Origin of the sequence: Thermococcus sp. SY098 (assembly GCF_035621495.1) — an archaeon.
GTDB lineage: Archaea > Methanobacteriota_B > Thermococci > Thermococcales > Thermococcaceae > Thermococcus_B.
In genome coordinates, this window is the sequence record NZ_CP141821.1 from 1011135 (window position 1) to 1037371 (window position 26237).

28 protein-coding genes, 1 other RNA gene and 1 CRISPR repeat array (1 of these 30 only partly in view) are annotated in these 26237 nt (G+C 41.6%); of the genes, 17 read left to right on the plus strand and 12 right to left on the minus strand.

Features of this window, described 5'->3' with window-relative positions:
* Window positions 1-9: 9 nt before the first annotated feature.
* Entirely contained in the window at window positions 10-2190 is a 2181-nt protein-coding gene (locus VFC49_RS05745) for an ABC transporter substrate-binding protein (protein ID WP_324736547.1), read from the minus strand.
* 339 nt (window positions 2191-2529) lie between these two features.
* On the opposite strand from VFC49_RS05745, the gene VFC49_RS05750 reads away from it, so the two are divergent.
* Window positions 2530-2772, plus strand: coding sequence for an Lrp/AsnC family transcriptional regulator (locus VFC49_RS05750; protein WP_013467791.1), 243 nt, complete (start codon window positions 2530-2532; stop codon window positions 2770-2772).
* Here the strand turns inward: VFC49_RS05750 and VFC49_RS05755 are convergent, their stop codons facing one another.
* A complete protein-coding gene (locus tag VFC49_RS05755) occupies window positions 2773-3084 on the minus strand; it encodes a signal recognition particle protein Srp19 (RefSeq protein ID WP_324736548.1) in 312 nt (103 codons plus the stop codon).
* 56 nt (window positions 3085-3140) lie between these two features.
* On the opposite strand from VFC49_RS05755, the gene VFC49_RS05760 reads away from it, so the two are divergent.
* From VFC49_RS05760 to gltA, 4 genes are all read left to right on the plus strand, one after another.
* A complete protein-coding gene (locus tag VFC49_RS05760) occupies window positions 3141-3776 on the plus strand; it encodes a DUF257 family protein (protein WP_324736653.1) in 636 nt (211 codons plus the stop codon).
* Window positions 3773-4534, plus strand: a complete 762-nt coding sequence (locus VFC49_RS05765) for a tRNA (adenine-N1)-methyltransferase (protein WP_324736549.1) — start codon at window positions 3773-3775, stop codon at window positions 4532-4534. Before VFC49_RS05760 ends, VFC49_RS05765 begins: the two co-directional genes overlap by 4 nt.
* A 219-nt stretch (window positions 4535-4753) precedes the next feature.
* Complete coding sequence (locus VFC49_RS05770) at window positions 4754-5620, plus strand: sulfide/dihydroorotate dehydrogenase-like FAD/NAD-binding protein (protein ID WP_324736550.1); 867 nt, start codon at window positions 4754-4756, stop codon at window positions 5618-5620.
* Window positions 5620-7044, plus strand: a complete 1425-nt coding sequence (gene gltA, locus VFC49_RS05775; protein ID WP_324736551.1) for an NADPH-dependent glutamate synthase — start codon at window positions 5620-5622, stop codon at window positions 7042-7044. The genes VFC49_RS05770 and gltA overlap by 1 nt, the downstream gene beginning before the upstream one ends.
* Window positions 7045-7297: 253 nt before the next feature.
* Here gltA and VFC49_RS05780 read toward each other — a convergent pair whose 3' ends face one another.
* From VFC49_RS05780 to VFC49_RS05790, 3 genes are read right to left on the minus strand one after another with little or no spacing between them, the layout of a single operon-like run.
* On the minus strand, window positions 7298-7639 hold the full coding sequence (locus VFC49_RS05780; protein WP_324734745.1) for a DUF7132 family protein: 342 nt from the start codon (window positions 7637-7639) through the stop codon (window positions 7298-7300).
* A 46-nt stretch (window positions 7640-7685) separates the two neighbouring features.
* Window positions 7686-8090 carry a glycine cleavage system protein GcvH gene (gcvH, locus tag VFC49_RS05785; RefSeq protein ID WP_324736654.1) on the minus strand — a complete coding sequence of 135 codons (405 nt, stop codon included), beginning with the start codon at window positions 8088-8090 and terminating at the stop codon, window positions 7686-7688.
* A 45-nt stretch (window positions 8091-8135) separates the two neighbouring features.
* Window positions 8136-9020 (minus strand): DMT family transporter, encoded by an 885-nt coding sequence (locus VFC49_RS05790; protein WP_324734746.1) that lies wholly within the window; start codon window positions 9018-9020, stop codon window positions 8136-8138.
* Between the two features lie 91 nt (window positions 9021-9111).
* Here VFC49_RS05790 and VFC49_RS05795 point away from each other — a divergent pair, with 91 nt between their 5' ends.
* Entirely contained in the window at window positions 9112-9705 is a 594-nt protein-coding gene (locus tag VFC49_RS05795) for a regulator of amino acid metabolism, contains ACT domain protein (RefSeq protein ID WP_324734747.1), read from the plus strand.
* Here VFC49_RS05795 and VFC49_RS05800 read toward each other — a convergent pair.
* A complete protein-coding gene (locus VFC49_RS05800) occupies window positions 9702-9977 on the minus strand; it encodes an acylphosphatase (protein WP_048159796.1) in 276 nt (91 codons plus the stop codon). The two genes, VFC49_RS05795 and VFC49_RS05800, sit on opposite strands and share 4 nt — an antisense overlap.
* Window positions 9978-10060: 83 nt before the next feature.
* Between VFC49_RS05800 and cutA the strand changes: the two genes are divergently transcribed.
* Complete coding sequence (cutA, locus tag VFC49_RS05805; RefSeq protein WP_324736655.1) at window positions 10061-10366, plus strand: divalent-cation tolerance protein CutA; 306 nt, start codon at window positions 10061-10063, stop codon at window positions 10364-10366.
* Window positions 10363-10950 (plus strand): DUF99 family protein, encoded by a 588-nt coding sequence (locus tag VFC49_RS05810; protein ID WP_324734748.1) that lies wholly within the window; start codon window positions 10363-10365, stop codon window positions 10948-10950. Before cutA ends, VFC49_RS05810 begins: the two co-directional genes overlap by 4 nt.
* On the opposite strand, the gene VFC49_RS05815 is transcribed toward VFC49_RS05810, so the two are convergent.
* The gene (locus tag VFC49_RS05815; protein ID WP_324734749.1) at window positions 10922-11284 is read right to left on the minus strand and encodes a hypothetical protein; all 363 of its coding nucleotides are present in this window, start codon (window positions 11282-11284) and stop codon (window positions 10922-10924) included. The two genes, VFC49_RS05810 and VFC49_RS05815, sit on opposite strands and share 29 nt — an antisense overlap.
* A gap of 101 nt (window positions 11285-11385) precedes the next feature.
* Here VFC49_RS05815 and ffs point away from each other — a divergent pair.
* From ffs to queC, 3 genes are all read left to right on the plus strand, one after another.
* An RNA gene (ffs, locus tag VFC49_RS05820) (signal recognition particle sRNA) lies at window positions 11386-11698 on the plus strand.
* Between the two features lie 82 nt (window positions 11699-11780).
* Complete coding sequence (locus tag VFC49_RS05825; protein WP_324734750.1) at window positions 11781-12680, plus strand: dihydroorotate dehydrogenase; 900 nt, start codon at window positions 11781-11783, stop codon at window positions 12678-12680.
* A gap of 2 nt (window positions 12681-12682) precedes the next feature.
* Window positions 12683-13411, plus strand: coding sequence for a 7-cyano-7-deazaguanine synthase QueC (queC, locus tag VFC49_RS05830; RefSeq protein ID WP_324734751.1), 729 nt, complete (start codon window positions 12683-12685; stop codon window positions 13409-13411).
* Here the strand turns inward: queC and VFC49_RS05835 are convergent.
* Window positions 13408-13902: a THUMP domain-containing protein gene (locus tag VFC49_RS05835; protein ID WP_324734752.1), complete on the minus strand. Its 495-nt coding sequence runs from the start codon at window positions 13900-13902 to the stop codon at window positions 13408-13410. The genes queC and VFC49_RS05835 overlap by 4 nt on opposite strands.
* A gap of 65 nt (window positions 13903-13967) precedes the next feature.
* Here VFC49_RS05835 and VFC49_RS05840 point away from each other — a divergent pair, with 65 nt between their 5' ends.
* The 5 genes from VFC49_RS05840 (at window position 13968) to VFC49_RS05860 (ending at window position 18917) form a co-directional block, all read left to right on the plus strand.
* A complete protein-coding gene (locus tag VFC49_RS05840) occupies window positions 13968-15176 on the plus strand; it encodes an AAA family ATPase (protein WP_324734753.1) in 1209 nt (402 codons plus the stop codon).
* On the plus strand, window positions 15173-15703 hold the full coding sequence (locus VFC49_RS05845) for a metal-dependent hydrolase (protein WP_324734754.1): 531 nt from the start codon (window positions 15173-15175) through the stop codon (window positions 15701-15703). Before VFC49_RS05840 ends, VFC49_RS05845 begins: the two co-directional genes overlap by 4 nt.
* 72 nt (window positions 15704-15775) lie before the next feature.
* Window positions 15776-16765, plus strand: a complete 990-nt coding sequence (gene trxB, locus VFC49_RS05850; RefSeq protein WP_324734756.1) for a thioredoxin-disulfide reductase — start codon at window positions 15776-15778, stop codon at window positions 16763-16765.
* Window positions 16766-16869: 104 nt separating this feature from the next.
* Window positions 16870-18207 (plus strand): ornithine aminotransferase, encoded by a 1338-nt coding sequence (locus VFC49_RS05855; protein ID WP_324734757.1) that lies wholly within the window; start codon window positions 16870-16872, stop codon window positions 18205-18207.
* A 107-nt stretch (window positions 18208-18314) separates the two neighbouring features.
* Window positions 18315-18917 (plus strand): ECF transporter S component, encoded by a 603-nt coding sequence (locus VFC49_RS05860; RefSeq protein ID WP_324734758.1) that lies wholly within the window; start codon window positions 18315-18317, stop codon window positions 18915-18917.
* On the opposite strand, the gene VFC49_RS05865 is transcribed toward VFC49_RS05860, so the two are convergent.
* The 4 genes from VFC49_RS05865 to VFC49_RS05880 form a co-directional block, all read right to left on the minus strand.
* Window positions 18914-19195 carry a family 4B encapsulin nanocompartment shell protein gene (locus tag VFC49_RS05865; RefSeq protein WP_324734759.1) on the minus strand — a complete coding sequence of 94 codons (282 nt, stop codon included), beginning with the start codon at window positions 19193-19195 and terminating at the stop codon, window positions 18914-18916. The two genes, VFC49_RS05860 and VFC49_RS05865, sit on opposite strands and share 4 nt — an antisense overlap.
* Window positions 19192-19854 (minus strand): deoxyribose-phosphate aldolase, encoded by a 663-nt coding sequence (gene deoC, locus VFC49_RS05870; RefSeq protein WP_013467814.1) that lies wholly within the window; start codon window positions 19852-19854, stop codon window positions 19192-19194. The genes VFC49_RS05865 and deoC overlap by 4 nt, the downstream gene beginning before the upstream one ends.
* A 110-nt stretch (window positions 19855-19964) precedes the next feature.
* Window positions 19965-20897, minus strand: a complete 933-nt coding sequence (locus tag VFC49_RS05875; RefSeq protein WP_324736656.1) for a DUF4349 domain-containing protein — start codon at window positions 20895-20897, stop codon at window positions 19965-19967.
* A 79-nt stretch (window positions 20898-20976) separates the two neighbouring features.
* A complete protein-coding gene (locus VFC49_RS05880) occupies window positions 20977-22203 on the minus strand; it encodes a CGP-CTERM-anchored Cys-rich protein (RefSeq protein WP_324734760.1) in 1227 nt (408 codons plus the stop codon).
* Window positions 22204-22313: 110 nt separating this feature from the next.
* Between VFC49_RS05880 and eno the strand changes: the two genes are divergently transcribed.
* Window positions 22314-23606: a phosphopyruvate hydratase gene (gene eno / locus VFC49_RS05885; protein ID WP_324734761.1), complete on the plus strand. Its 1293-nt coding sequence runs from the start codon at window positions 22314-22316 to the stop codon at window positions 23604-23606.
* A gap of 503 nt (window positions 23607-24109) precedes the next feature.
* Window positions 24110-26237: direct repeats of the CRISPR family, unit length 30 nt; unit sequence GTTCCAATAAGACTTTAGAAGAATTGAAAG (it continues 425 nt past the right edge of the window).

Here is a 26237-nt window from a genome sequence, read left to right on the forward strand (position 1 = left end):
AAGAAAGGCTCAGCCTGAAACTTCAACATTAAGCTCTTTGAACTTGGTTGCACCGTAGAGGAATGGCCCAACCCAGTTGTCTGAGTCAAGGTAGTCTGGAACCCAACCGACGACGTAGACATCAAAGTCGCCCTTGCTGACCTTTCCTAAGTAGACTGGCCACTCATAGCTTGCCACTGTAACTTGGAAGCCAAGCTGGCTCCAGACGTTCTGGAGGAGGGTCATTATCTTTTCACGTGCTGAGTTTCCAGCGTTGTAGATGAGTTCAATCTTGTATTTGGTTGGATCAATGCCAGATTCCTTCAGGAGCTGCTGCGCCTTTGCCAGGTTGTAATCATATTTGATTATTCCCTGCTCTGTATAGCCTGGCCACGGCTTTGGAATTGGGCCCCAGTTCCTCTCAAGCAAACCTGAGTAGACCGTCTGGGCAATCTGATCGTATGGGATTGCATAAGCCAAAGCTTGCCTGACCTTAACGTTGTTGAAGGGCTCCTTATAGGTGTTGAATACTATGAATGTGAGGATTGGCTGCAGTAAGTCAGTCTGCACTATTGATTCAAAGCCATCAAGCTTCAAGCCCTTAACATCGTTTATTCTTTCTGGTGGTGTTGCAACCGTATCAACTGTTCCTGTCTGGAAGAGCTGGATTCTTGAAACGGCATCGTTGTTTATGACGTAGATAACCCTCTTGTGGAGGGGCTTTATGTTGTTCCATATGTCCTTATTCCAGTAATATGGATTGAGCTCAAGGACGATGTATGAGTTCTCTTGGTACTCTTTAACATAATATGGCCCAGTTCCAACTGGCTTCTTGTGCATGAGCTGGTGTGTTGGATCCTGTTCTCCCTCTTGCACGTACTTTGCCCATGCACTTGGGTTCTTACCGTTGTCTGATGCTTTTAATGCCTCTTCATACTTGTCACCAAGCAAGTACTCCATTGGAACCACTGAGAGGAACGGATCTGCAAGGATGTTAAGGACTGGAGCATATGGATGCGGCAGAACAAGCTTGAATACTCCCGCAGTCTTTCCGCTGTAGCCAAACAGCTTAAGCAAATCATCCAGTGACTTCACTTCAACGGTCTTACCTTTGTATTCTGCAATGAGCTTCTCACTCTTGAGAATATTCTCGAAGTCCTGCTCTGTCAATGCTTGTGACTTGTTGACATCCATAAACTCTGAAACCATCCATGAAACGCTGTGCCCCAATCTTTGGACACGCCAGAATGTAAATGCAACATCTGTTGCGTCAATTGGATAGGTCTTGTCGTTCCATGGGTCGTAAGCCTTAACACCGCCCCTAATGACAAAGTACCACTCTGTACCATCTTCGTTGTGTGCCCATGCAACTGCCAAATCTGGTGAAACCTCTTCTGTCTCATCCTTCCAGTATGTAACAAGAGTATCGCCAATTTCGTGCCAGATTTCCCATCCGAAGGTCTCATAGGTCCAAGCTGGATCAAAGCTCTCTGGCCATCCAATCGTTCCTATGACATATGTCTCGGCATCGTTCTTATATTCTCCAATTCCTATGCTGACACTTGGGGCATTTGGATCCTCCCAGAGGAGATCATACCTTTCTGGAAGGGTTGGGTGGTAGTATCTTCCCTTAACCCAGCTCCAGTAAACACGAAGCTGTCTGTTCTGCCCGATAATTACCTCGGGCACATAGTAGTTCCCCAATATGTAGAGAGCCTTAAACAGCTCGGTTCTTATAGCAGGATCGGTTTGCCTTCTTGCGGCAATAACAAGAGCATCAACGTTTGTATTTCTAAAGAATGCTGGGTCTATTGCTCCAAAACCCTGTCCCTCTTCCATAAGCTTCTTAATGTCAGGAGTGTTGGCTTCATCAACAACGTAGCTTACCCTAATTACCTTTTTACCGCTTGGCAATGAGACAGTTGGGTTCTCACCCTTTGGACCAACAACAATTACTGATTTATCAGTCTCAATCACTGCTACCTTATCAAGCTCAAGAATCGCAGGTGTTATCCCCTTCGGCTTTGGAGCTTGAGTCTGGGTTGTAGTTTTAGTCGGAGAGGATGCTGTTGAGGTTTGTGTTGTGGTCTGGGTTGTAGCTTGAGTTGAAGTGGGGGTAGTTGTTGTTTTTTCTCCCCCAATACAGCCGCTGGCAACTACTGCAAAACCCAAAATTGCAATTAAAAACAATGCTGATAGTGCCTTCTTCATGGGTATCCCCCCAAAGTTGGCAATAATCTATAGAGAATATTCCAGTAATAAAACTTTCGATTACTTAGACAAATTTATGACTAAATAATTATCTCGCTCTCAAAATGTCTCACACAATGTTATATATTTTTCAAAAATTGTTATCAAAATGAAAACATTTAAAAAAAGTTGATATTCAATGTACCTCTTAAACGCTCAATAGTGCACATTTTGTGATATTGCCATGGAAAGACGTGCAACACTGTTCTGATTTTTGAATTCAAATAGAAAGTAACTACGAAAAGCTTAAATGAGATAAAATGCAAGTATCATCTGTAAAAAACTGCTCTGGTGGTGTAAATGGTTAGGGCATATGTTTTACTGACAGTTGAAATTGGAAAAGTTGAGAAAGTTATAGAAGAGCTCAAAAGGATTCCCGGAGTTACAAAGGCAGATGCTGTCACTGGACCATATGATGCAATAATACACATTGAGGCAGCAGACCTTGGAGAACTCACGAGAAAAATCCTACATGATATACACAACATTGATGGTGTAATTGACACCACAACAGCGATAGTTGTTGAGTTAGAGGAAGAGTGACTACTTTTTCCTCCTCTTAGACTTCCTAAATTCCCTAATCTTTTGAGCAATTAGCCTTAGGCTTTTTGACTTTCCATACTTGCTTTCAATAACGAGCATCCCCTTTGCTCGAAGGGTCTCGTCTAATCCTGATACACGGGGATTTAGCTTGTCCCATTCAACTTTAACGATCTTCATACCAAGGGTTTTAGCTGCTTCAATAATCTCATCAAGTTTGGGGGACTCAACTGCTAAGTTTTTAGAAACTTCCCTTCCATATTTCCTTGACAACCTTGCATCCAGTTCACCTGCCCATACCACGAACTTTCTCATTCTTAACACCTAAAAGGTTTAAAAGATAAGATATTAAAAATTCTTTGGTGGGTAAAATGGAAATTCACTCAATTGGAAAGTTTCTAAAAGGGCATGTGAGAGGAGGTGACGTTGTTTTAATAGAATACCCTAGTGCTTATCCCTTTGAAGACCTCGTGTGGGGAGAGATTATCCCCGAGATTTCTCACGACAATCAAATAGTTGTTGATGATTTCTTTGGTATTGGAGATTTAAGCTTTAGAAATTATATCAGGAAAATTTCTCCAAAGGATTACAGAAGAATCATCGAGATAACAAAGCATATAAAAGTGATCAAAATAGGCCCAGGAAGAGCAAGTTATGGATCAATCGTTGATGAAATTCCCCTAACATATGAAATATCCGAATTCATGAAAAATTATTACGACGCAATTAGAAAAGCTCTTGTAGATTCAATAAAACCACTTTATTTCCTGAGCTTTGGATTATCGGAGTACTTCTACTTTGGAAAGGAAAGGGCAATTCAGGCTATTTTATTCAGTAGAAGCAACCTCCCAGTAGAGGATTGGACCTCGATTTATTTGATAAATAAAAACTTGGTGGAAATGCCCCAGTTGGCAATTTTAGAAGACATCTCAGCATGGATCATCGACATAAACCAAGAAGAAGAGTACATAGTCAAGATCAAAAAGGGAAATGGTGAGAAAAAGTGATAGCAGAGGATGAAAAAGTTCTGCTGGTTGATCCAAGAGGAAAAAGATATCTAATAACTGCAAAGAAGCAGGAGTTTCATACTGATCTGGGGAAGATAAACCTTAGTGAAATAATTGGGAAAAAGTTTGGGGATGTTATCGAATCACATAAGGGATATAAGTTCAAAATTTTGAAGCCCAGAATAATTGATTTCATTGATAAAATGAAGCGCGGCCCTCAGATAATCCATCCCAAGGATGCAGCCCAAATTGTTGCTTTTGCAGGAATCTCCCCAGGGGATTTTATAGTGGAAGCTGGAGTCGGAAGCGGTGCGTTGACTCTTTTCTTGGCAAACATAGTTGGACCTAACGGAAAAATAGTCAGTTATGAGGTTAGAGAGGACTTTGCAAGGCTTGCATGGAAAAACATTGAATGGGCAGGTTTTGATGACAGGGTTACTATAAAGCTCAAGAGCATTTACGATGGAATAGACGAGAAAGATGTTGATCACATAATTCTTGACTTGCCTCAGCCAGAGAGGGTTGTTGAGCACGCTGTAGAAGCATTAAAGCCTGGAGGATATTTTGTGGCATACACTCCATGTATAAACCAAGTTGCTCGCCTTTATGAAAAGCTGAGAGAGTTCAGGGAGCATTTCATGAGACCCAAAACTATTGAATGCTTAGTTAGAGAGCAGGAAGTTAGGGAAGAATGCATAAGGCCAAGAACAAGGATGATTGCACACACAGGATACATAACATTTGCGAGAAAGATTTAGTCAGCAGAGAGGGAGGTTCATCACCACCTCAGCGTACCGTGAGGCTCATCCCCAATTCTGAAATTTAGGCTCCTTTTTTTAGGATTTTTGGTTAAGTATGATTATTGCAAAATTTTCTTCAATGTTGTTAACCTTTGGTTAACAATACTTTTATAAATACCTCATGTTCACAACCTTTGTAAATGCTCAAGAATGAGCACATGTACGGGGGTGTTCATTGTGTACAAGATCTTAGAAAGAAAGGAAATTGCAATGAGAAATGTCTGGTTTAAAGTTCACGCTCCACACATAGTTAGAAAACTCCAACCAGGCCAGTTTATAATTGTTAGAGCTTTCGAAAATGGGGAAAGGGTACCCCTTACGCCAGTCACGTGGAGCAGGGAGGAGGGATGGATAGGGCTTATTGTATTCACAAGAGGAAAAACAACGATGCAGATAAACACTGAGCTCAAAGAAGGGGATTATTTCCTTAACATTGCTGGTCCGCTTGGTAACCCAGCTCCGATGGAAAACTACGGAAAAATACTTGCTATAGGCTTGTATACGGGTATAGTCGAAGTGTTTCCAATAGCAAGAGCATGGCAAGAAATTGGAAATGAAGTTCATACCCTTCAGGTCACCTTCGAACCCATGATCCTCTTAAAAGATGAACTCGAAAAGACTGTTTCAAAACACACTGCTGTAGGTGTTCCGCTTAATCCAGAGAGGAGCTTCCCCGAAAACATGAAAAATGTAACCGCCAAGGCAAGAGAAATAGTCAGAGACATGATAAGAAAACTTAAACCAGATTTAGTGTTTATGGTTGGGCCAGTTGGTGATCAAAAAGTGATTTTTGAAGTTGTCAAGGAATTCAATGTTCCAATGCTTGTTGATCTACATCCGATTATGGTTGACGGAACTGGTATGTGTGGCGCTTGTAGAGTAACAGTAGGAGGGAAGGTGAGATTCGCTTGTGTTGATGGTCCAACTTTCAATGCATATGAAGTTGATTTTGACGAGCTGATCAAGAGGTCTGGCTATTATAAAGATTTGGAGATGAGAGCTATGCAAGAATATATGCAAAAGCTTCAAGGGGGTGCACAGTGATGGCAAAGAGAAAGCTCATAAAAAACAGAGTCCCTACCCCCGAAAGATCGGCTTATGAGAGAATCAAGAGTTTTGAAGAGGTCAATTTAGGATACGATTTTGATCTTGCTTTAATGGAGGCTGAGCGTTGCCTGCAGTGTCCAGAAAAATACGCTCCATGTATTAAAGGTTGTCCCGTAAACATAAACATTCCCGCCTTCATAGCCAAGATTAAAGAAGGGGACATTAAAGGAGCCTTAGAAGTCATTTGGGCTTGTAATTCTTTGCCTGCCATAACTGGTAGGGTTTGCCCCCAAGAAGACCAATGCGAAGGCGTCTGCGTAATGGGCAAAGTAGGCGACCCAATAAACATAGGAAAACTCGAAAGATTCGTAGCAGACTACGCAAGAGAAAAAGGGATAGACGACGAGCTTTTAATGGAAATCATACCCAAAATCGAAAAGAAAGAGCAAAAAATAGCTGTTGTTGGAGCAGGACCAGCAGGCTTAACCTGTGCAGCAGAACTAGCAAAAATGGGCTACAAAGTTACAATCTTCGAAGCCCTCCACAAACCCGGAGGAGTCCTAATATACGGAATCCCAGAATTCAGACTACCAAAACAAATCGTGAAAAAAGAACTCAAGAAGCTTGAGCTTTTAGGTGTTAAGATAAAGACAGACCATATAGTTGGAAGAACCGTAACAATCCCAGAGCTCATTGAAGAATATGATGCAGTGTTTATTTCTACAGGTGCTGGAACGCCCAAACTTCCAGAAGTGCCTGGAATAAACCTCAACGGAATTTATTCAGCCAACGAGTTTCTTACAAGGGTTAATCTAATGAAAGCATATAAGTTCCCAGAATACGACACCCCAATAAAAGTGGGCAAAAAGACAATAGTGATTGGTGCCGGAAATACAGCGATGGATGCTGCAAGGACTGCTCTAAGGCTTGGAAGCGATGTCACAATAGCGTACAGGAGAGGAAGAGAGGATATGACAGCAAGAATTGAGGAGATCCATCACGCTGAGGAAGAAGGTGTGAAGTTTATGTTCTTTGTGAGTCCATTAGAGTTCATTGGAGACGAACACGGCAATGTCAAGGCTGTTAAATTCATGAAAACGAAAGTGCTTGATGAAAAAGAATCCAATGGAAAGAGAAAAATTATCCCAACAGGTGAAACAATAACAGTCGAAGCTGATACGGTGATTATAGCAATTGGACAAGTTCCAAACAAGATAATCTGGAAGACAACGCCCGGCTTGGAGATTACAGAGAAAGGGACTATTGTAGTGGATGAGAATTTGATGACTTCGATTCCTGGTGTTTTTGCGGGTGGGGATGCAATAAGAGGAGAAGCAACCGTAATCTTAGCAATGGGAGACGGAAGAAAAGCAGCAAAAGCAATACACGAATACTTGCAGAGGAAAAGCGAAAATGCTTGATTTTTCTCCCATATTTTTCTGAATCTTAGGAGATAAATTTATCAGGTCCCAGGAGAAATAACCAAAGGCTATGAGGATCCTCACGATAGCTGAGATGTGATGACGGGCATACTGGCCGAGCCTATTTGTGGGGGCTGATTTTTTCTACTTACCTTTGAATTCCAATAGCTTTATTTTATCAGGAGGCAATAATAAAAATGGGCGATGACGAGCTCTAGGGTATCTGAAATTATGATGAAAAAGGAAAGCCGAGCTATTCCTTTTCTTCCTCTTCGATCTCCTCAAGGATGTGCTCGAACTTCTTGAACTCCTCGCTTTGTGCAAGAAGAGTTATGAATTCGTCAATTTCCTCTTTCTCAAGGAATGAACCAACTAAAAGCCTTCCAGTATAGCGGTTATTCTTAATCTCCCAGAACATGTAGAATTCGGGGAATTTGTTTTTGATTTTCCTATAGGCAACGCCATACTTAGAATCCTTAAGTGGGTTCTGCTCAAGGAAGAAATGGTTTTCAGAAAGCTCGATCTTATGGAGGATTGCTCCGCGCTTAGTTCTCACAAGCTTGACTTTAACATCCCATTCTTTTAGAGTTCTCACTAAAAACACCTCCAAGTGGAATATGAAAAGACAAAGTCAGACAAAATCAGAGGCTCTTCAAGTATTCTGCATACTGCTCGGCAGTCATGAGATTCTTTAAGTCCTCTTCAAGGTTTGACGGCTTAATCTTTGCGATCCATGCCCCGTATGGATCCTCGTTGATTTTCTCCGGAGAATCCTCAAGCTCTCCATTAACTTCGACAATTTCACCGCTGACTGGAGCGTAAACTTCGCTCACAGCCTTGACGCTTTCAATTTCACAGAGAACATCCCCTTGTGAAACTTCTTTTCCAACTTCTGGGAGCTCAACGTATGCAACATCACCAAGCTCTTTTTGAGCGTAGTCACTTATTCCGACAAGAACCGTCCCGTCGTCTAAAACCTGAGCCCATTCGTGCTCCTTTGTGTAGTATAACCCTTCTTTAACCTTATATTCGCCTACCTCAATCATGAGAACCACCAGAGTGTTTTACGGCTGAAAAACATTTAAACCTTTCTACATTGTCCCATTATTCCTTCCAGCACCGCCATAAATAATCCCAGCCACTATTAAAGCAAGGCCAATTATGGTTGAAATCAAAATCTTCTCACCGACTGCAAAGTGTATTATAATCAGGGAGATAAAAGGTGTTAGATAAACAAGATTTGCCATTTGAGCTGTTGTTTCTGAAAACTCCAGAGCTTTGAGCCACAAGAAGAAGGTAATGCCCATTTCAAAAGTTCCGACATATAGCGCCCCTGCCAATCCTTTAGCAGTGGGTATTACAATATTACGAGTGAGAACCACAAAAAAGAAGATGTATATAATGCCAAAAGCGAAATTAAAGAACATTTTAACCACGGCATCTCTCCTATCTCTCAGATTCAAAATCCAGTAAACCGCCCAGATCAAGGCACTCATTAACCCAAGAAAAGCCCCATAAGGATTAGCGAATTTAAGAGCGGTTATATCTCCCCGCGTTGAAATAATCAAAACTCCAGAGAAGCTGATAAAAATCCCAAAAATGTTTCTAAGCCGAATCCTCTGGTGAAGCAGAGGAATTGAAAGCAAAGTCAGCATTATTGGCCAGGTGTAGTTCAATGCCTGTGCCTCTTGGGCTGGAAGAATCGAATACGCCTTAAAAAGAACCAGATAGTAAAGAAACGGGTTGACAAATCCGAGGATTGCAGAATACTTATTAGAGGACAGCTTTTTCACAACATAGAGTTTGTTCTGAAGAACAAGCAGGATAAAGAAGATGAACAGCGATGTAAAAGAAGCATAAAGTAAAAGATTTAGGTAGCTCAAATACCTGAGGGAGAGCTTAAATGCTGAAGCAACAGTCGACCAGAGAAGTACGGTAATGATTCCATAAACATAGGCGGATTTCTGCTGATGCATGTACTACCCTCCATAGGCATGATTAAAAATCTTCCGAAGAGAAAGATTTAAATATGCATTTCTACACATTTATGAGTAAGAGGTGGCAAAAATGATGCTCATATTAGAGGCTTACTTTAAAAATTATCCGGCAAGAAGGAAGGTTGCAGAGTTTTTATTTGAAAATGGACTGAGTGTCAAAAAGGGAAAGATATATTTGAGAGATGTTGAGGTTCCAATCAGTGAGTTATCAAGGGTTATTGGTGTAAACAGGAAGATCATCTACCATACGATTGAGTACATTGAAAAAACGTATCCCCTAAAGTTGATCTTTGAAAGATTAACTCCTCTACCCAGCCTGATTGATGTTGCTCCAATAATGGGATGGGAAGTCCTTGAAATCGAATTTGATAAAGAGCTGTACTCCAAGGCAATTTCAAGTGTTCTCCAGATACTTTCAGAAAACGGCGTTTCGATAATGGAGATTTTTAGCAGAAACCTCAGACAAGAGGAAAGCAAGGCATATATTGTTATAGACGGAACCTTACCTGTGGAAGTATTTGTAAAAATAAAAGACATACCTGGCTTCAAAAAACTGATCCTCCACACACCCGAGAAAAGGAAGGAAAAATTTGTATGTGCATATTGTGAAGTTAGATACTGTCCAAAAAAAGTTGCTTTGGAAAATATAAGTGCAAAAACTTAACCAACAACCCTAAACCCTTTCTCTCCCTTTGGTTCTTCCCACTTCACCTCAACTCTCGTAACCCTTGCAAATATTGGACCTTGATGTGCCCAGCCAATTAAAGCTTCAACTCTCTCCCTTTCTCCCTCTATCACCGCTTCAACGCTGCCATCTGGCAGATTTCTGACCCATCCACTTACTCCAAGCTTTCTCGCTTCACGCTGCATGCTCCATCTAAAGCCAACCCCTTGAACTCTTCCATAGATTCTTAGATGTGCTCTTACGATCTCCATCCCGATCCCCGATAAAAATAACCCAACGTAAGATTTAAGTTTATCCTTGGGAGGTTATAAACGGAGGTGTGAAAATGAGTGAGATGATACTCGTGTATACGACATTTCCGGATTGGGAGAGTGCAGAAAGGATAGTCAAGGAGCTGCTTGAAAAAAAGCTTGTAGCGTGTGTCAATTTAAGAGAGCATAAGGCGTTTTACTGGTGGGAAGGCAAAATAGAGGAGGATACCGAAGTAGGTGCAATCCTTAAGACAAAAGTGGAGCTTTGGGATGAGCTTAAAAAGGAACTCAAAGAAAAGCACCCTTACACAGTTCCAGCAATAATTAGAATTGATGTCGACACCGTAAATAAAGAATATCTCAAGTGGCTGTTAGAGGTCACAAAATGATCAGAAAGGTAAAGCCCCAGATCAGGGTCATTGGTTTTGATGACGGTACTTTTTCTTTTAAATCCAAGGTGGGAAGAGACAGGACCATCCTTATTGGAGTTGTTATGAAAGGTTCTCAGGATGTTGTTGGAATTCTATGCAGATGGATTGAAGTTGACGGGAGAGATGCAACAGAAAAGATGATTGACGCTATTGTGAATTCCCGCTTTAAAGATTTGAGAGTAATAATGCTGAAGGGCATAACATATGCCGGCTTTAATATCGTTGACATCGAGAAGCTCGGCAAGGAGACAGGTTTACCTGTTATTGTTGTTATCAGAAAAAGACCAGAGTTAAAAGCCATGGAGAACGCCTTGAAAAAGCATTTTCCAGATGCTGAAGAAAGAATTAGGCTGCTAAGAAAGGGTGGAGAGATAAGAGAGCTAATCCCCGGGAAGTTGTTCTACCAAGCTTATGGAATTGAACCAAAAACGGCAGAGGAAATAATCAAAATAACTCAAAAAAGCTCTCTAATTCCGGAGCCTCTAAGATTGGCTCACATGATAGCTTCAGCAGTTATGACTGGGGAGTCGAAGAAGGAGTAGATTTTTCTTTCCGCATTGGCTGAACTTTTGTTCTGAAAAGTCCTTCGATGAAGTCGGTCCCAGAGTAACCAATTGCAATCAATCCCAGAGCCATTTCCCTGGTTATCTCCTGCTCACCCCAATAGAGGCTAACAATCCCTAAAACTCCAGCGGTTGCGCCAATTAACATGCTGATAACAAGCCTCTTCATGTCGAAAGCTTCTTTGAATTCTCTTCCCTCTGAAACAGCTTTCTCTTGAACTTTCTTGACCCCAATAATCACCCTTATCATCTGTCCAGTCATTCCCAAGAACATACCCAGCAATATATAATACAAAGCCTCAGGTGGTGTCATTTTTAAGCCCTCGTAAATATATGGGTTCCTTCCTAATAAGATTGTTGAATTTTTGGATTATACCAAACCTTTATATAACCATCATCTCTACTTTTAAATGGCGGCGGACTAGGCTGGGGGGTTCGGCGTCCCCTGTAACCCGAAACCGTCGATATGCGGGGGCCGAAGCCCGAGGGGCGGTTCCTGAATCCAGCGGCGGAAGCCGGGGTAAACGATGAGCCCTCGTCCCACGGGGCCGGCGGTGGGCGGGGCGGAGCTGAAGGGCTCCGCTAACGCCCTTTGCCCGCCGAACCCCGCAAGGCCCGGAAGGGAGCAGCGGTAGGCGGGACGTTCGGCGCTCGTGGGGTAGCGGGGGCGAGGGAGTCCCGGTGGAAGCCGCTGGAGGAGGGTTCCCACCCTCGGGCGCGTCCGCCGCCGTAAGAATTTTTGTGTTTTACAATTAGTGAGGCAAAACTTATTAAACAATAGCCCCTCCTTTAGCACTTAGGTGTAAAAAATGCTGAGCATTGAAGTTGCCAAACTTAAACTTGAGAATCCCCTCATCTTAGCTTCTGGTATCGCAGATATGACTCCAGACTTACTTAGGCGAGCACACAAGGAAGGGGCTGGAGCTGTTGTGACAAAGTCAATTGGGATTGAACCGAGAAAAGGCTACGAAAATCCAACGATAGTTGAGCTTCCTTACGGTCTGATTAACGCTATGGGACTTCCAAATCCTGGATGGGAAGCGTTTTATGAAGAATTCAAAAATGAGAAATTTGATTTCCCTGTAATAGTCTCAATCTTCGGAAAAGATGAGAGAGAGTTTGCTTTTCTTGCTGAAAAGCTGGACGAAGTTGCAGATGCTTTTGAGCTCAACTTAAGTTGCCCTCATGCTAAGGGCTATGGCATGGAAATTGGACAGAACCCAGAGATGGTGTACAAGGTCGTTAAAGCCGTCAAAGACACCACGGATAAGCCAGTAATAGCGAAGTTAACCCCAAATATTGATGATATAACAAAAATCGGGCTGGCAGCAGAAAGAGCAGAAGCTGATGCCGTTTCAGCCATTAACACAGTCAAAGCTGTTGCAATTGATATCTACGCAAGAAGACCAATTTTGAGCAACAAAGTGGGTGGCTACTCTGGGCCAGGAATCAAGCCAATTGCCCTGAGAGCTGTGTATGATTTGGCAAAATCTCTTGATATCGATATCATTGGAGTTGGAGGAATAACGACATGGCAGGATGCCGTTGAGTTCTTAATGGCGGGTGCAAAGGCTCTGCAGATTGGAACTGCAGTCTCATTGAGAGGATTTAAAGTTTTTAAAGAAATTAATGAAGGAATAGGGAGATTTTTAAATGAGGAAGGGTTTAATAGCATAGAGGAGATAGTAGGGATAGCCCTGGAGGGATAAAAATGAGGAGAGCAGTTGTCTTATTCAGCGGCGGTTTAGATTCAACAGCTTGCCTGTACTGGGCAAAGAAAAATTATGATGAAGTTATCATGCTCACGATAAATTATGGCAGCAACGAGGAGAAAGCAACAAACAAGGTAGCAGAGTTTTTCTCAAAAGAGCTGAACATCCCACTCAAAATTATTAAACTCGACTTCTTAGAGGAGTTCTCTAAGCTTAGGGGGACTACATTAGTTGGAGGAGAAACGCCAAGAGTTACAGCAAGAGACTTAGAAAACATGGAGAGAGCTCAAGAAACTGCTAAAAGTGTTTGGGTTCCAGCGAGAAATGTAGTGTTGATCTCTGTGGCGGCATCACTTTTGGATGCCCTTGGAGGAGGGGACATTATAGTAGGATTCAACGCAGAAGAAGGTGCAACTTTTCCAGATAACACACCGGAATTCGTTGAAAGGATGAACGAGATGCTGAGATATGGGGCGTTGAGTGAAGTCAAAGTCGTTGCACCGCTGATAAACCTTGATAAAAAAGGCATTGCAAAGCTTTTGAAGGAGCTGAATGCAAAATACGAATATTCAAACTCATGCTATATGCCAAAAGGCTTCACAGAGGATGGAAAGCCAATCCACTGCGGAGAATGTGAAAGCTGTGTAAGAAGACACCGTGGTTTAATGGAAGGCATAGGGGAAGACAAAACAGTATATGCAGTCAAACCCAAAATTGAAATTGCTTAAAGCTCAACTTCTTTTTTAATTATCTCATCTGGCTTAATGACACTAATCGCAGTTCTGTTCCCCAAAACCTCGATCCACACATACCAGTCAGGATTGTCCAAGTTTACCACAGCATTCAAGTTTTCCTTGATCTTTGCACCAAGCTCAGTCTCTATTTCCTTGCTTGAGCGTATCCAGTTTCCTCTCCTTTTACAACGAACGGCAAAGCTTTCCCCTTCCTTAATCCTGGCCTTTGCAAGTTTGAAGCCTTCCTCAATTATATCCTCCTTCCTGCTCCTGACAAACTTCTCAAGGGGGATAATCTTGAAAATCGCAGTTGTTTCAAAGCCCTTTAAAATTTCCAAAGCTTCCTCCTTTTTAAGGTTAGTTTTAACGATTAAAACCCCTCTCCATCTTGTTCTCCTTATCTTGACATCACCCAATGCCCATTCGAGTTCTAAACTTGCATCTCCCTCCCTGCCCGAAGGCACAGTGACGAGTAACGTTGTCATTTTTTCACCTCCCATGAACAAGCTTTTATATTTATACGTTCCAAAATTTAAACTTGGTGGGTAAAATGGAAAAGCCAAGCACACTTAAAGTTTATCCCTCTCCTTCCTATGAGGTATACGGCTTGTCAAGAAATCCATTTGGAGAACTTGCAAGTGAGGGAATCGAGGACATAGAGAGCATTCATGTTTACCAAGAGGTCGATATGAAGCTGTCGATGATAATATCCGAGGTAATCGGCAATAAAAGCTCAATCGCATTTTCCATCGTTGGGCCCTTGGGAATGGGAAAAACCCAGAGGCTGAAAAGTATTGCCAAGGCAATAAGCGAACGGGGAGGGAAAGCAATCTACGTCAAGGTGGACACCAATGATATTTTAAAAATTACACGAGATCTTTTTAATTCAATGAAGCCGCCAAAGAGCAGAACAAACATATTCTTGGAAAATTTGAGCAGAAAGCTTGGTTTTATTGACCGCTTAGAGAAGATGTTATCCTCAACTCAGGAGTATAAATCAAGGGATATAGCAGAAATGCTGACAAAGGAGCTCAGCAAATATCCATATTCTGCCCTCCTCCTCGATGAGCTTGAGAACATGCAGAGTGCAAGGGAGCAGGAAAAAATCCAGTTTTTTGAAATGCTGAGGCACTTCATAAGCAACATGCCTCCCGGATGCATAGTGGCTTTCGCGTGCATTCCGGAGGCTTACGAGGAGTACACAAAAATTTTTCCTGCATTCTTTATGCGTCTACACTATGAATTCAAGCTCAGACCTATGAGTCTTGAGGAGACATTTGAGCTTGTCAAGAAGAGGTTAAATAAAGTCAGAATCAGGGACACAGACGATCCCATTTATCCCTTTACTGAAGAGGCAATAAAACTCATTCACGAACTTGGAAAAGGTAATCCCAGACAGATTTTAAGGCTGTTGCATTACGTGCTGAGCGAAGCCAGCAAACACAAATTTGACCCCATTGATGATTACGTTGTTACAACAATTCTTGAAGAGCCAAAGAACTTAGAGGAGTACCTAACAAGGATTCCAAAAGACTACAGAGATTTGGTTGAAGCGATAGTCTACAAGTTTAACGGAGGACCAGTAAGCTATATTCAGGTTGCAAAAGAGGTTAAAAAGCCAGGCATTCAGGTTTATGAACATCTTGAAGAACTGATAAGGTTGGGATTCCTCATTGGAGATCCAAAAGGCAACTATAAAGTCCCAGACTATGTTAGAAGATTCCTTGAGCAGGAAAAGAAAGAGGAGGAAAGTGGATGAACTATGATGAGCATGTGCTTGGGGGGATTATTACATACCCCCTTGCTGTTTTGACTGCATCTCTCCTCAGAACATACCTAAATGTGCCCTTCCAGCTTAGTTTCATGGCAATGGCACTTGGTTATGCATTCTACGTCTTAGGAAGCGACTTACCGGACATGGATCATCCAGATGCCCTTATTCACAGAGGAACAAAACCAATCGTGGCGGTTGCAATTGGAATTTCAGCTTTTCTGAAGTTCAGCGAAATTTCAATAACGAAATATGAATGGGCAAATTTAACGATAGCCTGGGGAATTGCTGTGCTTTTTGCATTCGCCTCCTGGTACATTTTCTCCACAATAATGCCCAAACACCGGGGCATAGTCCATTCAGTGGGCTTTGCCTGTGTATACGGTCTGCTTGGATTTGCATTGCCAGTTTATGGTCTTAGACTGCATTGGGAAGAGGGATTGTTTGTAGGATTTGCGGCATTTATGGGATACCTACTTCACTTGATTTTAGATAAGCAGGTTAAGTTGCTTTGAAATTATTACACAAGTTTGCCCAATAATGCTTTTAAATTGTTCAATCGGATGTAGGGTTGGGGGTGAGTCAAGATGTTCAGTTTAACAGGCTTTTCAAAAGGAAAGGAAGAAAAAACAACTTGGGATGTTGTAATCATTGGTGCTGGACCAGCTGGATATACAGCAGCAATCTACACAGCGAGATTTGGACTTGAGACCATAATCATAAGCAAAGACCTCGGAGGGAACATGGCATTAACAGACCTCATTGAAAACTATCCAGGATTCCCGGAGGGAATCAGTGGTTCAGAGCTCAACAGAAGGATGTACGACCAGGTAAGGAAGTACAACGTTGATGTGATATTCGATGAAGTGGAGAAGATTGAAAAAGGAGAATGCCCGTACTATGAAGGAAAATGCTACTGGATGATTTATACAAAGAATGGTAGAGTTTACAAGGCAAAAACCGTTATTATAGCCGTTGGAGCAGAACCAAGGAAGCTCAACATCCCAGGAGAAAAGGAGCTTACTGGCAGGGGAGTGAGCTACTGTGCAACATGTGATGGTCCCCTTTTTGTCGGGAAAGAAGTGATAGTTGTTGGCGGTGGGAACACTGCACTGCAGGAAGCATTATATCTCCACAGCATTGGCGTTAAAGTTACACTTGTTCACAGGAGGGACAAGTTCAGAGCTGACAAGATTCTCCAAGATAGATTCAAAGAAGCTGGCATTCCAGCAATTTTAAACACTGTCGTAATTGAAATAAAGGGAAAGGAGAAAGTTGAATCTGTTGTGCTTAAGAACGTAAAGACTGGAGAGGTTTTCGAGAAGAAAGTTGATGGTGTGTTCATATTCATCGGCTACGAGCCAAAGACGGACTTCGTTAAACATCTTGGCATTACAGATGAATGGGGTTACATACCCGTTGACATGTACATGAGGACAAAAGCTCCCGGTATATTCGCCGCGGGAGATATAACAAATGTTTTCAAGCAGATTGCCGTAGCAGTAGGTCAAGGTGCAATTGCAGCGAACTCTGCAAAGGAATTCATTGAGAGCTGGATGGAAAAGAATGGTGCCTAATTTCAACTTTTTCTGCTTTTTCTCGAAACTTTTTCGAACAAAGCTGTCCACTAATGAGCATAGAATTATATAGCATAACTGCAACTCTTCTTTGGTGAGCTAAAATGGTGAAGAGACCTGTTGTTAAAGAACTTCCCGGGCCGAAGGCAAAAGAGGTTATTGAGAGGAACTTTGAGCTTTTAGCAGTTACGACCCAAGATCCGGATGCCTTGCCAATTGTTATCGAGAGAGGAGAAGGAATTATGGTCTACGACGTTGATGGCAATGCTTTCTATGACTTTGGAAGCGGTGTTGGTGTTCTTAATGTTGGACATGTACACCCACGGGTCATTGAGGCTATAAAAAGACAAGCCGAGAAGTTCACGCACTTTGCCTTAAACGATTTCTTCTATGAAAACGCTGTAATCCTGGCTCAAAAGCTTGCTGAGCTTTCTCCAGGAGACTTTCCAAAGAAGGTAGTCTATCAGAACAGCGGTGCTGAAGCTAACGAAGTTATGATGAAGCTTGTCAAGTACGGAACAGGAAGGAAGAGATTCATAGCATTCTACCATGCATTCCACGGAAGAACACAGGCTGTTCTCAGCTTAACGGCAAGCAAGTGGGTTCAGCAGGAGAGATTCTTCCCAACAATGCCCGGCGTTGAGCACGTTCCATACCCAAACCCATACAGAAACCCGTGGCACATTGACGGTTATGCCGATCCTAAGGAACTTGTAAACAGGGTCATAGAGTTCATTGAGGAGTATGTCTTCAGGCACGTTCCACCAGAGGAAGTTGGAGCAATTGTCTTTGAGCCGATACAGGGTGAAGGAGGCTACGTAGTTCCACCAAGGGAGTTCTTCAAGGAGCTTAAGAAGCTTGCAGACAAGTACGGCATTCTTTTGGCAGACGACGAAGTTCAGATGGGCGTTGGAAGGACTGGGAAGTTCTGGGCAATTGAGCACTTTGGAATTGCACCGGACACAATTCAGTTCGGTAAAGCTATTGGTGGAGGAATTCCATTAGCTGGTGTCGTGCACAGAGCTGACATAGCTTTTGACAAGCCGGGAAGGCATGCATCAACATTCGGTGGGAACCCAGTGGCTATTGCTGCTGCTCTTGAAGTCGTCGAAATTGTCAAAGAGCTGTTGCCTCACGTTCAGGAAGTTGGCGATTACCTCCACAAGAGGCTCAAGGAGTTTGAGGAGAAATACGAAGTTATCGGCGATGCAAGAGGTCTCGGATTAGCTCAAGCGGTGGAGTTTGTTAAGAACAAGGATACAAAGGAGAAGAACCCAGAGGTCAGGAACAAGGTTGTCAAAGAAGCCGCTAAGAGAGGTTTAATCCTCCTCGGCTGTGGTGACAACTCACTGAGATTCATTCCACCATTGATCGTTACCAAAGAAGAGATTGATATCGCCATGGAGATTTTTGAAGAAGCCCTCAAAGCAGCCCTTAAGTGACCCCCATTTCTTATTTTTTAATTTCTAAACCGCTTGGATGCAAAATCTTTATAAATATCAATTTCAAGTTTTAACTTGAAATCACTAATAAAGCGGAGGTGTGAAATATGGAGTTTGAGGCTATTGGAACATACGCTAAGCCAATTCTTGCACTCGCCGTTTTGGCATATTTTGCGTACATCTTTGTAATTAAAAAAGAAGAGTTCAAAAAAGCCCAAGTTGTTGCAATTTCAGCTGTTATGACAGCTTTAGTCACAGTTGCGACAATTGTAATTCAAGTTCCAACACCTCCAACAAGAGGATACATAAACCTTGGAGACACAATGGTCATGCTGAGCGGTGTGCTGTTTGGTCCCCTTATAGGAGCATTTGCAGGCGGCTTTGGTTCAGCTCTGGCAGATGCGATTACAGGTTATGCCCACTGGGCACCTTTCACACTGATTATAAAAGGACTCGAAGGGCTGGTTGTAGGATACATATCATACAGAAGAGAAGATTTCACTGGGATACTCATAGGGACTATAATCGGCGGATTCATAATGGTCTCCGGATACTTCCTTGTTGAAGTGTTCTTCTACGGTTATCCAAGTGCACTCGTTGAAGTTCCAGGAAATACACTTCAAGCAGTCAGTGGCATAATTGTGGGTGGAGGAATTGGATATATAATAAAGAGAGGATATCCAGACATAATGAACCTCATCCAAACTTAAACCTTCTGTATCTCCTCCCACATATCCTTTTCTTTAAAAAGAAGCCCGATTGATATCCTCCTTGATGCCCTTTTCAGCTGTCCCAGATATTGGGAATCAGCTATCACAGCATCAGAGTTGAGCTCTTTTATCTCATAAACGGCAAGATGACAATCTTTAAGCACTTCGGATGCATGCTTTAGGAACTCTGGACCTGCGAGCATTATATCCGGATTTAAGCCTTCTTCCCTGAGCTCATTGATAGTTGTTTTCACAAGCTCGTAGATTTCTTCCTTCACCTCTTAGCACCCTCCACTATCTTCACTCCGCTCGATGTGCCGATTCTGTTTGCACCCGCCTTTATCATTTCTAAAGCCTGCTCGTATGTTCTGATGCCACCTGCTGCCTTAACTCCAAGTTTATCGCCTACAACTCTTCTCATAAGCTTAACATCCTCTACTGTAGCTCCCCCAGTACCAAAACCCGTTGAGGTCTTTACAAAATCTGCTCCAGCTTCCATTGCCAGCTTACATGCTATTTCCTTCTCTTCATCGGTTAGATAACAGGTCTCAATGATCACCTTGACTATAGCCCCTTTTTCGTGAGCAACTTTGACAACTTCTTCTATGTCTTTCCTAACATAATCGTAATCCCCGTCCTTCAGTGCCCCGATGTTTATGACCATATCAAGCTCATCTGCTCCATCTTCAAGGGCTTTCTTTGCCTCAAATACTTTGACCTCCGTTGGTGTTGCCCCCAATGGGAATCCAATAACAGATGCCACTTTTATGTCCGTGCCTTTTAATGTCTCCTTTGCAAGCTTTACACGGTAGGGGTTAACGCAGACAGCATAAAAGCCGTACTTTTTGGCTTCCTCGCACAGTCTGATTATATCCTCCTTTGTTGCATAAGGCTTCAAATTGGTGTGATCAATGTACTTGGCAATATCAATTTCCATTCACATCACCAAAAACTAAGTATTCTTATCATATATTTAGAACTTTTTCCTCAAAAATGGGTAGGTTAACCAGGAATTTGGAGAATACTAAAAACAAAAAGAAGAGCTCTTTACTTCTCCCCAACATCTTCTGAAGCTCTGATTCCATACTTTTTGTACAGCTTTCTTCCAACCAGATAAAGCACTGCAAATGGAGATATTATTATCAGCAGGGCAAGAATACCCCTAATTATCATGATCAGTATTGTCACGGCTTGGTATATGGTCTTTCTAAAGTCTAAATCAATTTCGAACACAGGCTTTTCTTTGCTCTCTATTGTAATGTGATACGTTATATAATCCGTGACTTTCTCATAGTAATCCTTCTGGAGGTAGAGGTAATTCAGACGGGAGTTTATTTCGGAAATCCTGTATTCAATTCTTAAGAGATCATCGACATCTTTTGAAAGGTTGTAAAATTCCAAAAGCTTCTTTTTCTCAGCCTCAAGGCTCTCAATTTCAGCAAGAATCTGGTTGTATTTGCTTGTCACATCTTGAGTGTCCAAGCGCAGGCTTTTAATTTCATATTTCCTCAGAATCATTCCCACTTTATTCTCATTTTCTGCAGTATTTGGAATCCTGAATTCAAGATAATAGACAGTTCTGTCCTGCCCTCTTGTAAGACGTTCGGAAATTACGTATCCCCCCAGCGAGTAAATCTCAGCTTTTACTTCACTGGCAACCCTTTCCGGATTCTCATCTTGGATAACGACATAATAGTCCTTCTTCAGTCTTTGAATTCCTCCTCCAGTATTTTCATTATTTGTAATTCCCACTGAAGTTTGGGTAGCGGTTGGTCTTGTATAAGTTGGGGCATATGCCATCGTTTGTGTGGATGTAACCCTTTTAGCTTCAATATCCCAACTTTTTTCCTCGTAAAGCGGAGGCTGATACTCACTTCCAACCTTAAAAGAAGCCCCGCTATGAAAAACCTTTGAGACAACAAACCCAGCGACGATTATCACAACAACCAAGAGAACTATCCCAATATTTCTTTTATCCATAGCTCTCACCAAAAATATTACTCATGATTACATTTAAGGGTTGTTAAAGCTTCAAAATGATTTGAAGTGAAGGAAAAAGCTAATCCTTTCTCCTGAGAGGCAGAGGCAGTAAAATTCCCAACATTACAATGCCGGTACCACAAATTTCACTGCCGGCATGACCTTCTGAAGTTGAGGGGACTTGAGTCGTTTCACTTTGTTGAGGTTTCCCAAGTTCAACTGTACCTTTTGGCAATTGGTATGTCATTGGCTTCCCAAGGCATTTTACAAGCTTAGCGTCTTTGCTTTCATAATAGGGAATCCATGCATATTTGCCATCTTTGGTTTCATACCACCCTATATGGGAGTTGTAGCCGGCATAACCCCTCTTTGCAACTTTTACGATTTCTTCAATGTCTTCATCGCTTATCTTTAAAATTCCACCCTCTTTGAGCCATTCAATTTCAACTCTCAGCGCTTCTTTAAAGTTGAATGTGTATGGATTAACAACCCCCTCCGGCATGCTGGTAACCCTCTTTTCAAACTTTATGTTCTCTAAAACACAGCTTATTCCCAAAACTGAAAACAGTTCCTTTATCTCAGCTCTTTTTTCCTTACTTAATTCTTTCTGCCCGTAAACTGCAATATAAACATCCGCTTGTGGCATCTTTATAACTCTACTCGGATCAATCCCATGCTCCTTAAGGCATTGTTCAAAAGCATCATTAGGCTTCCAACTGCACACACCACTCACACAGCCGCAACTTGTAAGCTTCAAACAGTCATACCAGTCTCTATAAACACAAATTGAGACTACTTTTGTTGCGTTTTCTCTATTTGTGCATATTTCCCCAGAGCAACCTCCAGTGGAACAGTCAGAATCTTTTGAGCACTCTCTTCCTTTTTGAGGAGTTATTTGAACCAGAATGTTATCTTTCCTAAAGGCATATTTTCCTTCAACCTCCCATCCAAGCTCCTTAGCTTTCTCGATGCTGTTTTCTGGGAACATTATCGGAGTTGTGAACTTCGCAGAGAGAACAGTTGAGTTCCAGCTTTTTACTGGGATTTCAATTCTTAAATGAAGTCCTTTGTCTTCCCAAAGCATAACAGCAACCCTTTCGTCGTAATGAGAACGGTAAATTAGTCTTCCATCTTCAATTAAGACATTTTTGGCATTCTTAAGCGGCTCAAGATTGTAGGTAATTCCAGGCTTGTTGAAATAAACCTCTACAGCCAAGTTATCAGTTGGGCTAAAGCATGCCTGAGCAAAGGGGAGCAATGCTAAGATTAAAATAAAAGCCACGGCATATCTTTTCACAATGCTCACCTATTTTTAACCATCGCTCTCAAAGTATTTATCTTTGCTCATAGCTTCAAACCAGTTTGAAGTGCAAAAGCTTTAAGTCTTAAAGATCAACATCACTCGAGGTGATTGAGATGGAGAACCCGTTTGAAATTACTGCAATTGTAGCAAGGGAGATCTTGGACTCAAGAGGGAACCCAACAGTAGAAGTAGATGTCTACACCCCAGTTGCCATGGGGAGGGCTGCTGTACCAAGTGGGGCATCAACAGGAACTCATGAAGCCTTAGAGCTTAGAGACGGTGGAAAGAGATTCCACGGAAAAGGAGTTAGGAGAGCTGTTGAGAACATCAACAAGATCATTGCCCCAGAGCTCATAGGCATGGATGTAACACTGCAGAGAGACATAGACATGCTTATGATTGAGCTTGATGGAACCGAGAATAAGTCAAACCTTGGAGCAAACGCTATTTTGGGAGTTTCGTTAGCAGTTGCCAAGGCAGCAGCAAACACCTTAGGTTTGCCGCTTTACCAGTACATCGGTGGAACTAACGCTTATGTGCTCCCAGTTCCAATGAGCAACGTCATCAACGGTGGAGTTCATGCCGGAAACGACCTTGACTTCCAGGAGTTCATGATAATGCCCGTCGGTGCTAAGAGCTTTAAAGAAGGCATTCAGATGATCAGCGAAACATACCACACGCTCAAAAAGATTCTCGTGGAGAAATACGGAAAGTTGGCAGTTAACGTTGGTGACGAAGGCGGATTTGCGCCGCCAATGAAGGAAGTTACAGAGCCACTGGAAGCTCTCGTCAGGGCAATTGAAGAGACCGGATACAAAGTTGGAGATGAAATCGCATTTGCATTAGATGCTGCATCAAGCGAGTTCTACAACGCTGAAAAGGATAGATACATCGTTGGAGGCAAAGAATACACAAGGGAGGAGCTCATTGACCTTTACAAAGAATTAGTCAGCACTTATCCAATAGTCTCAATTGAGGACCCAATGCATGAGGAAGACTTTGAGGGTTTTGCAATGGTAACAAGAGAGCTTGGAAAGAAGATACAGATCGTTGGCGACGACATCTTTGTTACAAACGTGAAGAGGCTAAAGAAGGGCATTGAAATGGGAGCAGCTAATGCTCTGCTCTTAAAAGTCAACCAGATTGGAACCTTAAGTGAAGCAATCGATGCAGCTTACTTAGCTTTCAGAGCTGGTTACGGAGTTGTTGTTTCACACCGTTCCGGAGAAACCGAAGATGCAACAATTGCAGACTTAGCGGTAGCAATAAACGCTGGGCAGATTAAGACGGGTGCCCCAGCAAGGAGCGACAGAAACGCAAAGTACAACCAGCTCATCAGGATTGAGGAAGAGCTTGAAGGCATTGCATTCTATCCCGGAAAGAAGTTCCGGAACCCTCTCCTATGAGTTCTCTTTCTTAATTTTGTCGAAGAGTTTTCGGTTCCTATTTATTTTGCTCTTTCTGTAATTTTCAGCTGTAAAAAAATGTTAATTGTAAAACAGCAGCTTATGAGTTCTTTGGGTGCTTTTAGTTATTGTTTGTTAGAAAATTACGTCATGTTGCAAATTTTATCGAGATTGTAACGTTTTGGATGTGTGCATTTGGATTTGAGGTTTTCGAGAGGTTCTTTGGTATGTCTTCCCGATGGAAAGTTGACCATTTTTAGTTTAGAAGAGTTTAAGGTCAAATTTTTAAAATTGGGAGTTTAATTGAGTGTTGGAAGTCCTTTGAACATTCTTGTACTCTGGTAAATCAGGGCAAATTGTGGAATAATTTTGCCATGAAAAAGCGATAATAACATTCAAATCTAAGGCTTATCTTGGCTTTGTTATTGTCCCTTTGGAGAAGAGCTTTTATAATTCAAGCGTTTTTATAGTCTTATTGGGGAAATAAGGCAAAATTGCGCCCTGTTCCAATAAGACTTTAGAAGAATTGAAAGGTACATACGAGCCTCTACCCTTTTGCCGCTGTCATGCAGTTCCAATAAGACTTTAGAAGAATTGAAAGATACACAAGACCAGTAGCAACCTGCTTGGGCCTCTCAACCTGGGGTTCCAATAAGACTTTAGAAGAATTGAAAGTGCAGTGATTGAGGTTGCTTGCATGGGAAAGATGTGTTCCAATAAGACTTTAGAAGAATTGAAAGCAAACTCTGAAATGCCATTCCTTGAACGCTTCACTTTTCCAGTTCCAATAAGACTTTAGAAGAATTGAAAGGCACTAAGCACTTGTTGAATAATTTGTATATTGTAAGTTCCAATAAGACTTTAGAAGAATTGAAAGCAAGCAATGGCTGGAACACTTCATGTCTATAGCAATAAGTTCCAATAAGACTTTAGAAGAATTGAAAGATCAATTTCTTGTTCTTGGATTCCTGCAAAGATGGCTGTTCCAATAAGACTTTAGAAGAATTGAAAGTGATTCTCGGGTGAAATTATTGTTTTACAGAATTGTGTTCCAATAAGACTTTAGAAGAATTGAAAGCAAAACTGAGTTGGTACATTACCGAGGCTTATATTGGGGGTTCCAATAAGACTTTAGAAGAATTGAAAGGCAAGTGCCTTGCACTGATGAAACACTCAAAAACTTGGTTCCAATAAGACTTTAGAAGAATTGAAAGTGCTTTTGTGAGAGTGCTTTGTTTACTTCATATCTCAGTTCCAATAAGACTTTAGAAGAATTGAAAGTTTGCATCTATCCCAATGTTGTCCGAAATCGTTATGCTTGTTCCAATAAGACTTTAGAAGAATTGAAAGTTTAAGATTAATGTGAACCAAGCGGACATAGTGCTACCCGGTTCCAATAAGACTTTAGAAGAATTGAAAGTCTGCTGTTATGGCGTAGAACAAGACAATGTGATCAATGTTCCAATAAGACTTTAGAAGAATTGAAAGAAATATCTCAAATTAACCGGGAACGCTCCGCTTGAATGTTCCAATAAGACTTTAGAAGAATTGAAAGATGCTAAGAGCATGGATCAAAGGACACTACGGCATAGTGTTCCAATAAGACTTTAGAAGAATTGAAAGGTATAGACAATCCATTAGTTAATACAGATTTACCAGGTTCCAATAAGACTTTAGAAGAATTGAAAGTTTACTATAACTCCAAAATCACTTATATTTACTGAGTTCCAATAAGACTTTAGAAGAATTGAAAGACTTGAACAACTCCCTCTCATCAACAACCCTCATACCCGTTCCAATAAGACTTTAGAAGAATTGAAAGAAGCCAACCTTGACTTAGCAACGCCAGGATCACCAGGTTCCAATAAGACTTTAGAAGAATTGAAAGAGTGAATAGAGCAATTCAGAATGCAAAATTCAGTTATTCTCGTTCCAATAAGACTTTAGAAGAATTGAAAGAGGTGTTAGGAATATTCATATCCTCAAGGATTGGACGTGTTCCAATAAGACTTTAGAAGAATTGAAAGTATTCAAGAGCATGAAGCTCAACTAAGGGTCATAGCAAGTTCCAATAAGACTTTAGAAGAATTGAAAGTCTCCCGACTTATTGTCAAAGACTCTAAGCTTTATTTTCTGTCTGAGTTCCAATAAGACTTTAGAAGAATTGAAAGGTTGCAAGCTTTGCAGGACTTGTCATTGGGATTCTCTAGTTCCAATAAGACTTTAGAAGAATTGAAAGTCGTATTTGAAGTTAAGAGGTGATCAAAATGGAGGAGTTCCAATAAGACTTTAGAAGAATTGAAAGTTTTTTTCACACCCCCACGCTAACTTTTCCCAAAATGCTTAGGTTCCAATAAGACTTTAGAAGAATTGAAAGAACAAAAATTGCGTTAAAGTAAGCCGTGTCTAATGAGCGTTCCAATAAGACTTTAGAAGAATTGAAAGCGGACTTGATTACTCTTTCTTTTTATCTTATTATACATGTTCCAATAAGACTTTAGAAGAATTGAAAGATTTCAGATGCCTGTATGGTTACAGACGTGGTTAAAGGTTCCAATAAGACTTTAGAAGAATTGAAAGGTTTTTGAGCTAAGCAGATATGAGCAGTTTTTCAGTGAGTTCCAATAAGAC

Bases quoted from the DNA above. Each gene is read 5' to 3' on its own strand.
- VFC49_RS05745 (WP_324736547.1), bottom strand. From the start codon at position 2,190: ATGAAGAAGGCACTATCAGCATTGTTTTTAATTGCAATTTTGGGTTTT.
- VFC49_RS05750 (WP_013467791.1), top strand. From the start codon at position 2,530: ATGGTTAGGGCATATGTTTTACTGACAGTTGAAATTGGAAAAGTTGAG.
- VFC49_RS05755 (WP_324736548.1), bottom strand. From the start codon at position 3,084: ATGAGAAAGTTCGTGGTATGGGCAGGTGAACTGGATGCAAGGTTGTCA.
- VFC49_RS05760 (WP_324736653.1), top strand. From the start codon at position 3,141: ATGGAAATTCACTCAATTGGAAAGTTTCTAAAAGGGCATGTGAGAGGA.
- gltA (WP_324736551.1), top strand. From the start codon at position 5,620: ATGGCAAAGAGAAAGCTCATAAAAAACAGAGTCCCTACCCCCGAAAGA.
- gcvH (WP_324736654.1), bottom strand. From the start codon at position 8,090: ATGATTGAGGTAGGCGAATATAAGGTTAAAGAAGGGTTATACTACACA.
- VFC49_RS05790 (WP_324734746.1), bottom strand. From the start codon at position 9,020: ATGCATCAGCAGAAATCCGCCTATGTTTATGGAATCATTACCGTACTT.
- VFC49_RS05795 (WP_324734747.1), top strand. From the start codon at position 9,112: ATGATGCTCATATTAGAGGCTTACTTTAAAAATTATCCGGCAAGAAGG.
- VFC49_RS05800 (WP_048159796.1), bottom strand. From the start codon at position 9,977: ATGGAGATCGTAAGAGCACATCTAAGAATCTATGGAAGAGTTCAAGGG.
- cutA (WP_324736655.1), top strand. From the start codon at position 10,061: ATGATACTCGTGTATACGACATTTCCGGATTGGGAGAGTGCAGAAAGG.
- VFC49_RS05810 (WP_324734748.1), top strand. From the start codon at position 10,363: ATGATCAGAAAGGTAAAGCCCCAGATCAGGGTCATTGGTTTTGATGAC.
- VFC49_RS05815 (WP_324734749.1), bottom strand. From the start codon at position 11,284: ATGACACCACCTGAGGCTTTGTATTATATATTGCTGGGTATGTTCTTG.
- VFC49_RS05825 (WP_324734750.1), top strand. From the start codon at position 11,781: ATGCTGAGCATTGAAGTTGCCAAACTTAAACTTGAGAATCCCCTCATC.
- queC (WP_324734751.1), top strand. From the start codon at position 12,683: ATGAGGAGAGCAGTTGTCTTATTCAGCGGCGGTTTAGATTCAACAGCT.
- VFC49_RS05835 (WP_324734752.1), bottom strand. From the start codon at position 13,902: ATGACAACGTTACTCGTCACTGTGCCTTCGGGCAGGGAGGGAGATGCA.
- VFC49_RS05840 (WP_324734753.1), top strand. From the start codon at position 13,968: ATGGAAAAGCCAAGCACACTTAAAGTTTATCCCTCTCCTTCCTATGAG.
- VFC49_RS05845 (WP_324734754.1), top strand. From the start codon at position 15,173: ATGAACTATGATGAGCATGTGCTTGGGGGGATTATTACATACCCCCTT.
- trxB (WP_324734756.1), top strand. From the start codon at position 15,776: ATGTTCAGTTTAACAGGCTTTTCAAAAGGAAAGGAAGAAAAAACAACT.
- VFC49_RS05855 (WP_324734757.1), top strand. From the start codon at position 16,870: ATGGTGAAGAGACCTGTTGTTAAAGAACTTCCCGGGCCGAAGGCAAAA.
- VFC49_RS05860 (WP_324734758.1), top strand. From the start codon at position 18,315: ATGGAGTTTGAGGCTATTGGAACATACGCTAAGCCAATTCTTGCACTC.
- deoC (WP_013467814.1), bottom strand. From the start codon at position 19,854: ATGGAAATTGATATTGCCAAGTACATTGATCACACCAATTTGAAGCCT.
- VFC49_RS05875 (WP_324736656.1), bottom strand. From the start codon at position 20,897: ATGGATAAAAGAAATATTGGGATAGTTCTCTTGGTTGTTGTGATAATC.
- eno (WP_324734761.1), top strand. From the start codon at position 22,314: ATGGAGAACCCGTTTGAAATTACTGCAATTGTAGCAAGGGAGATCTTG.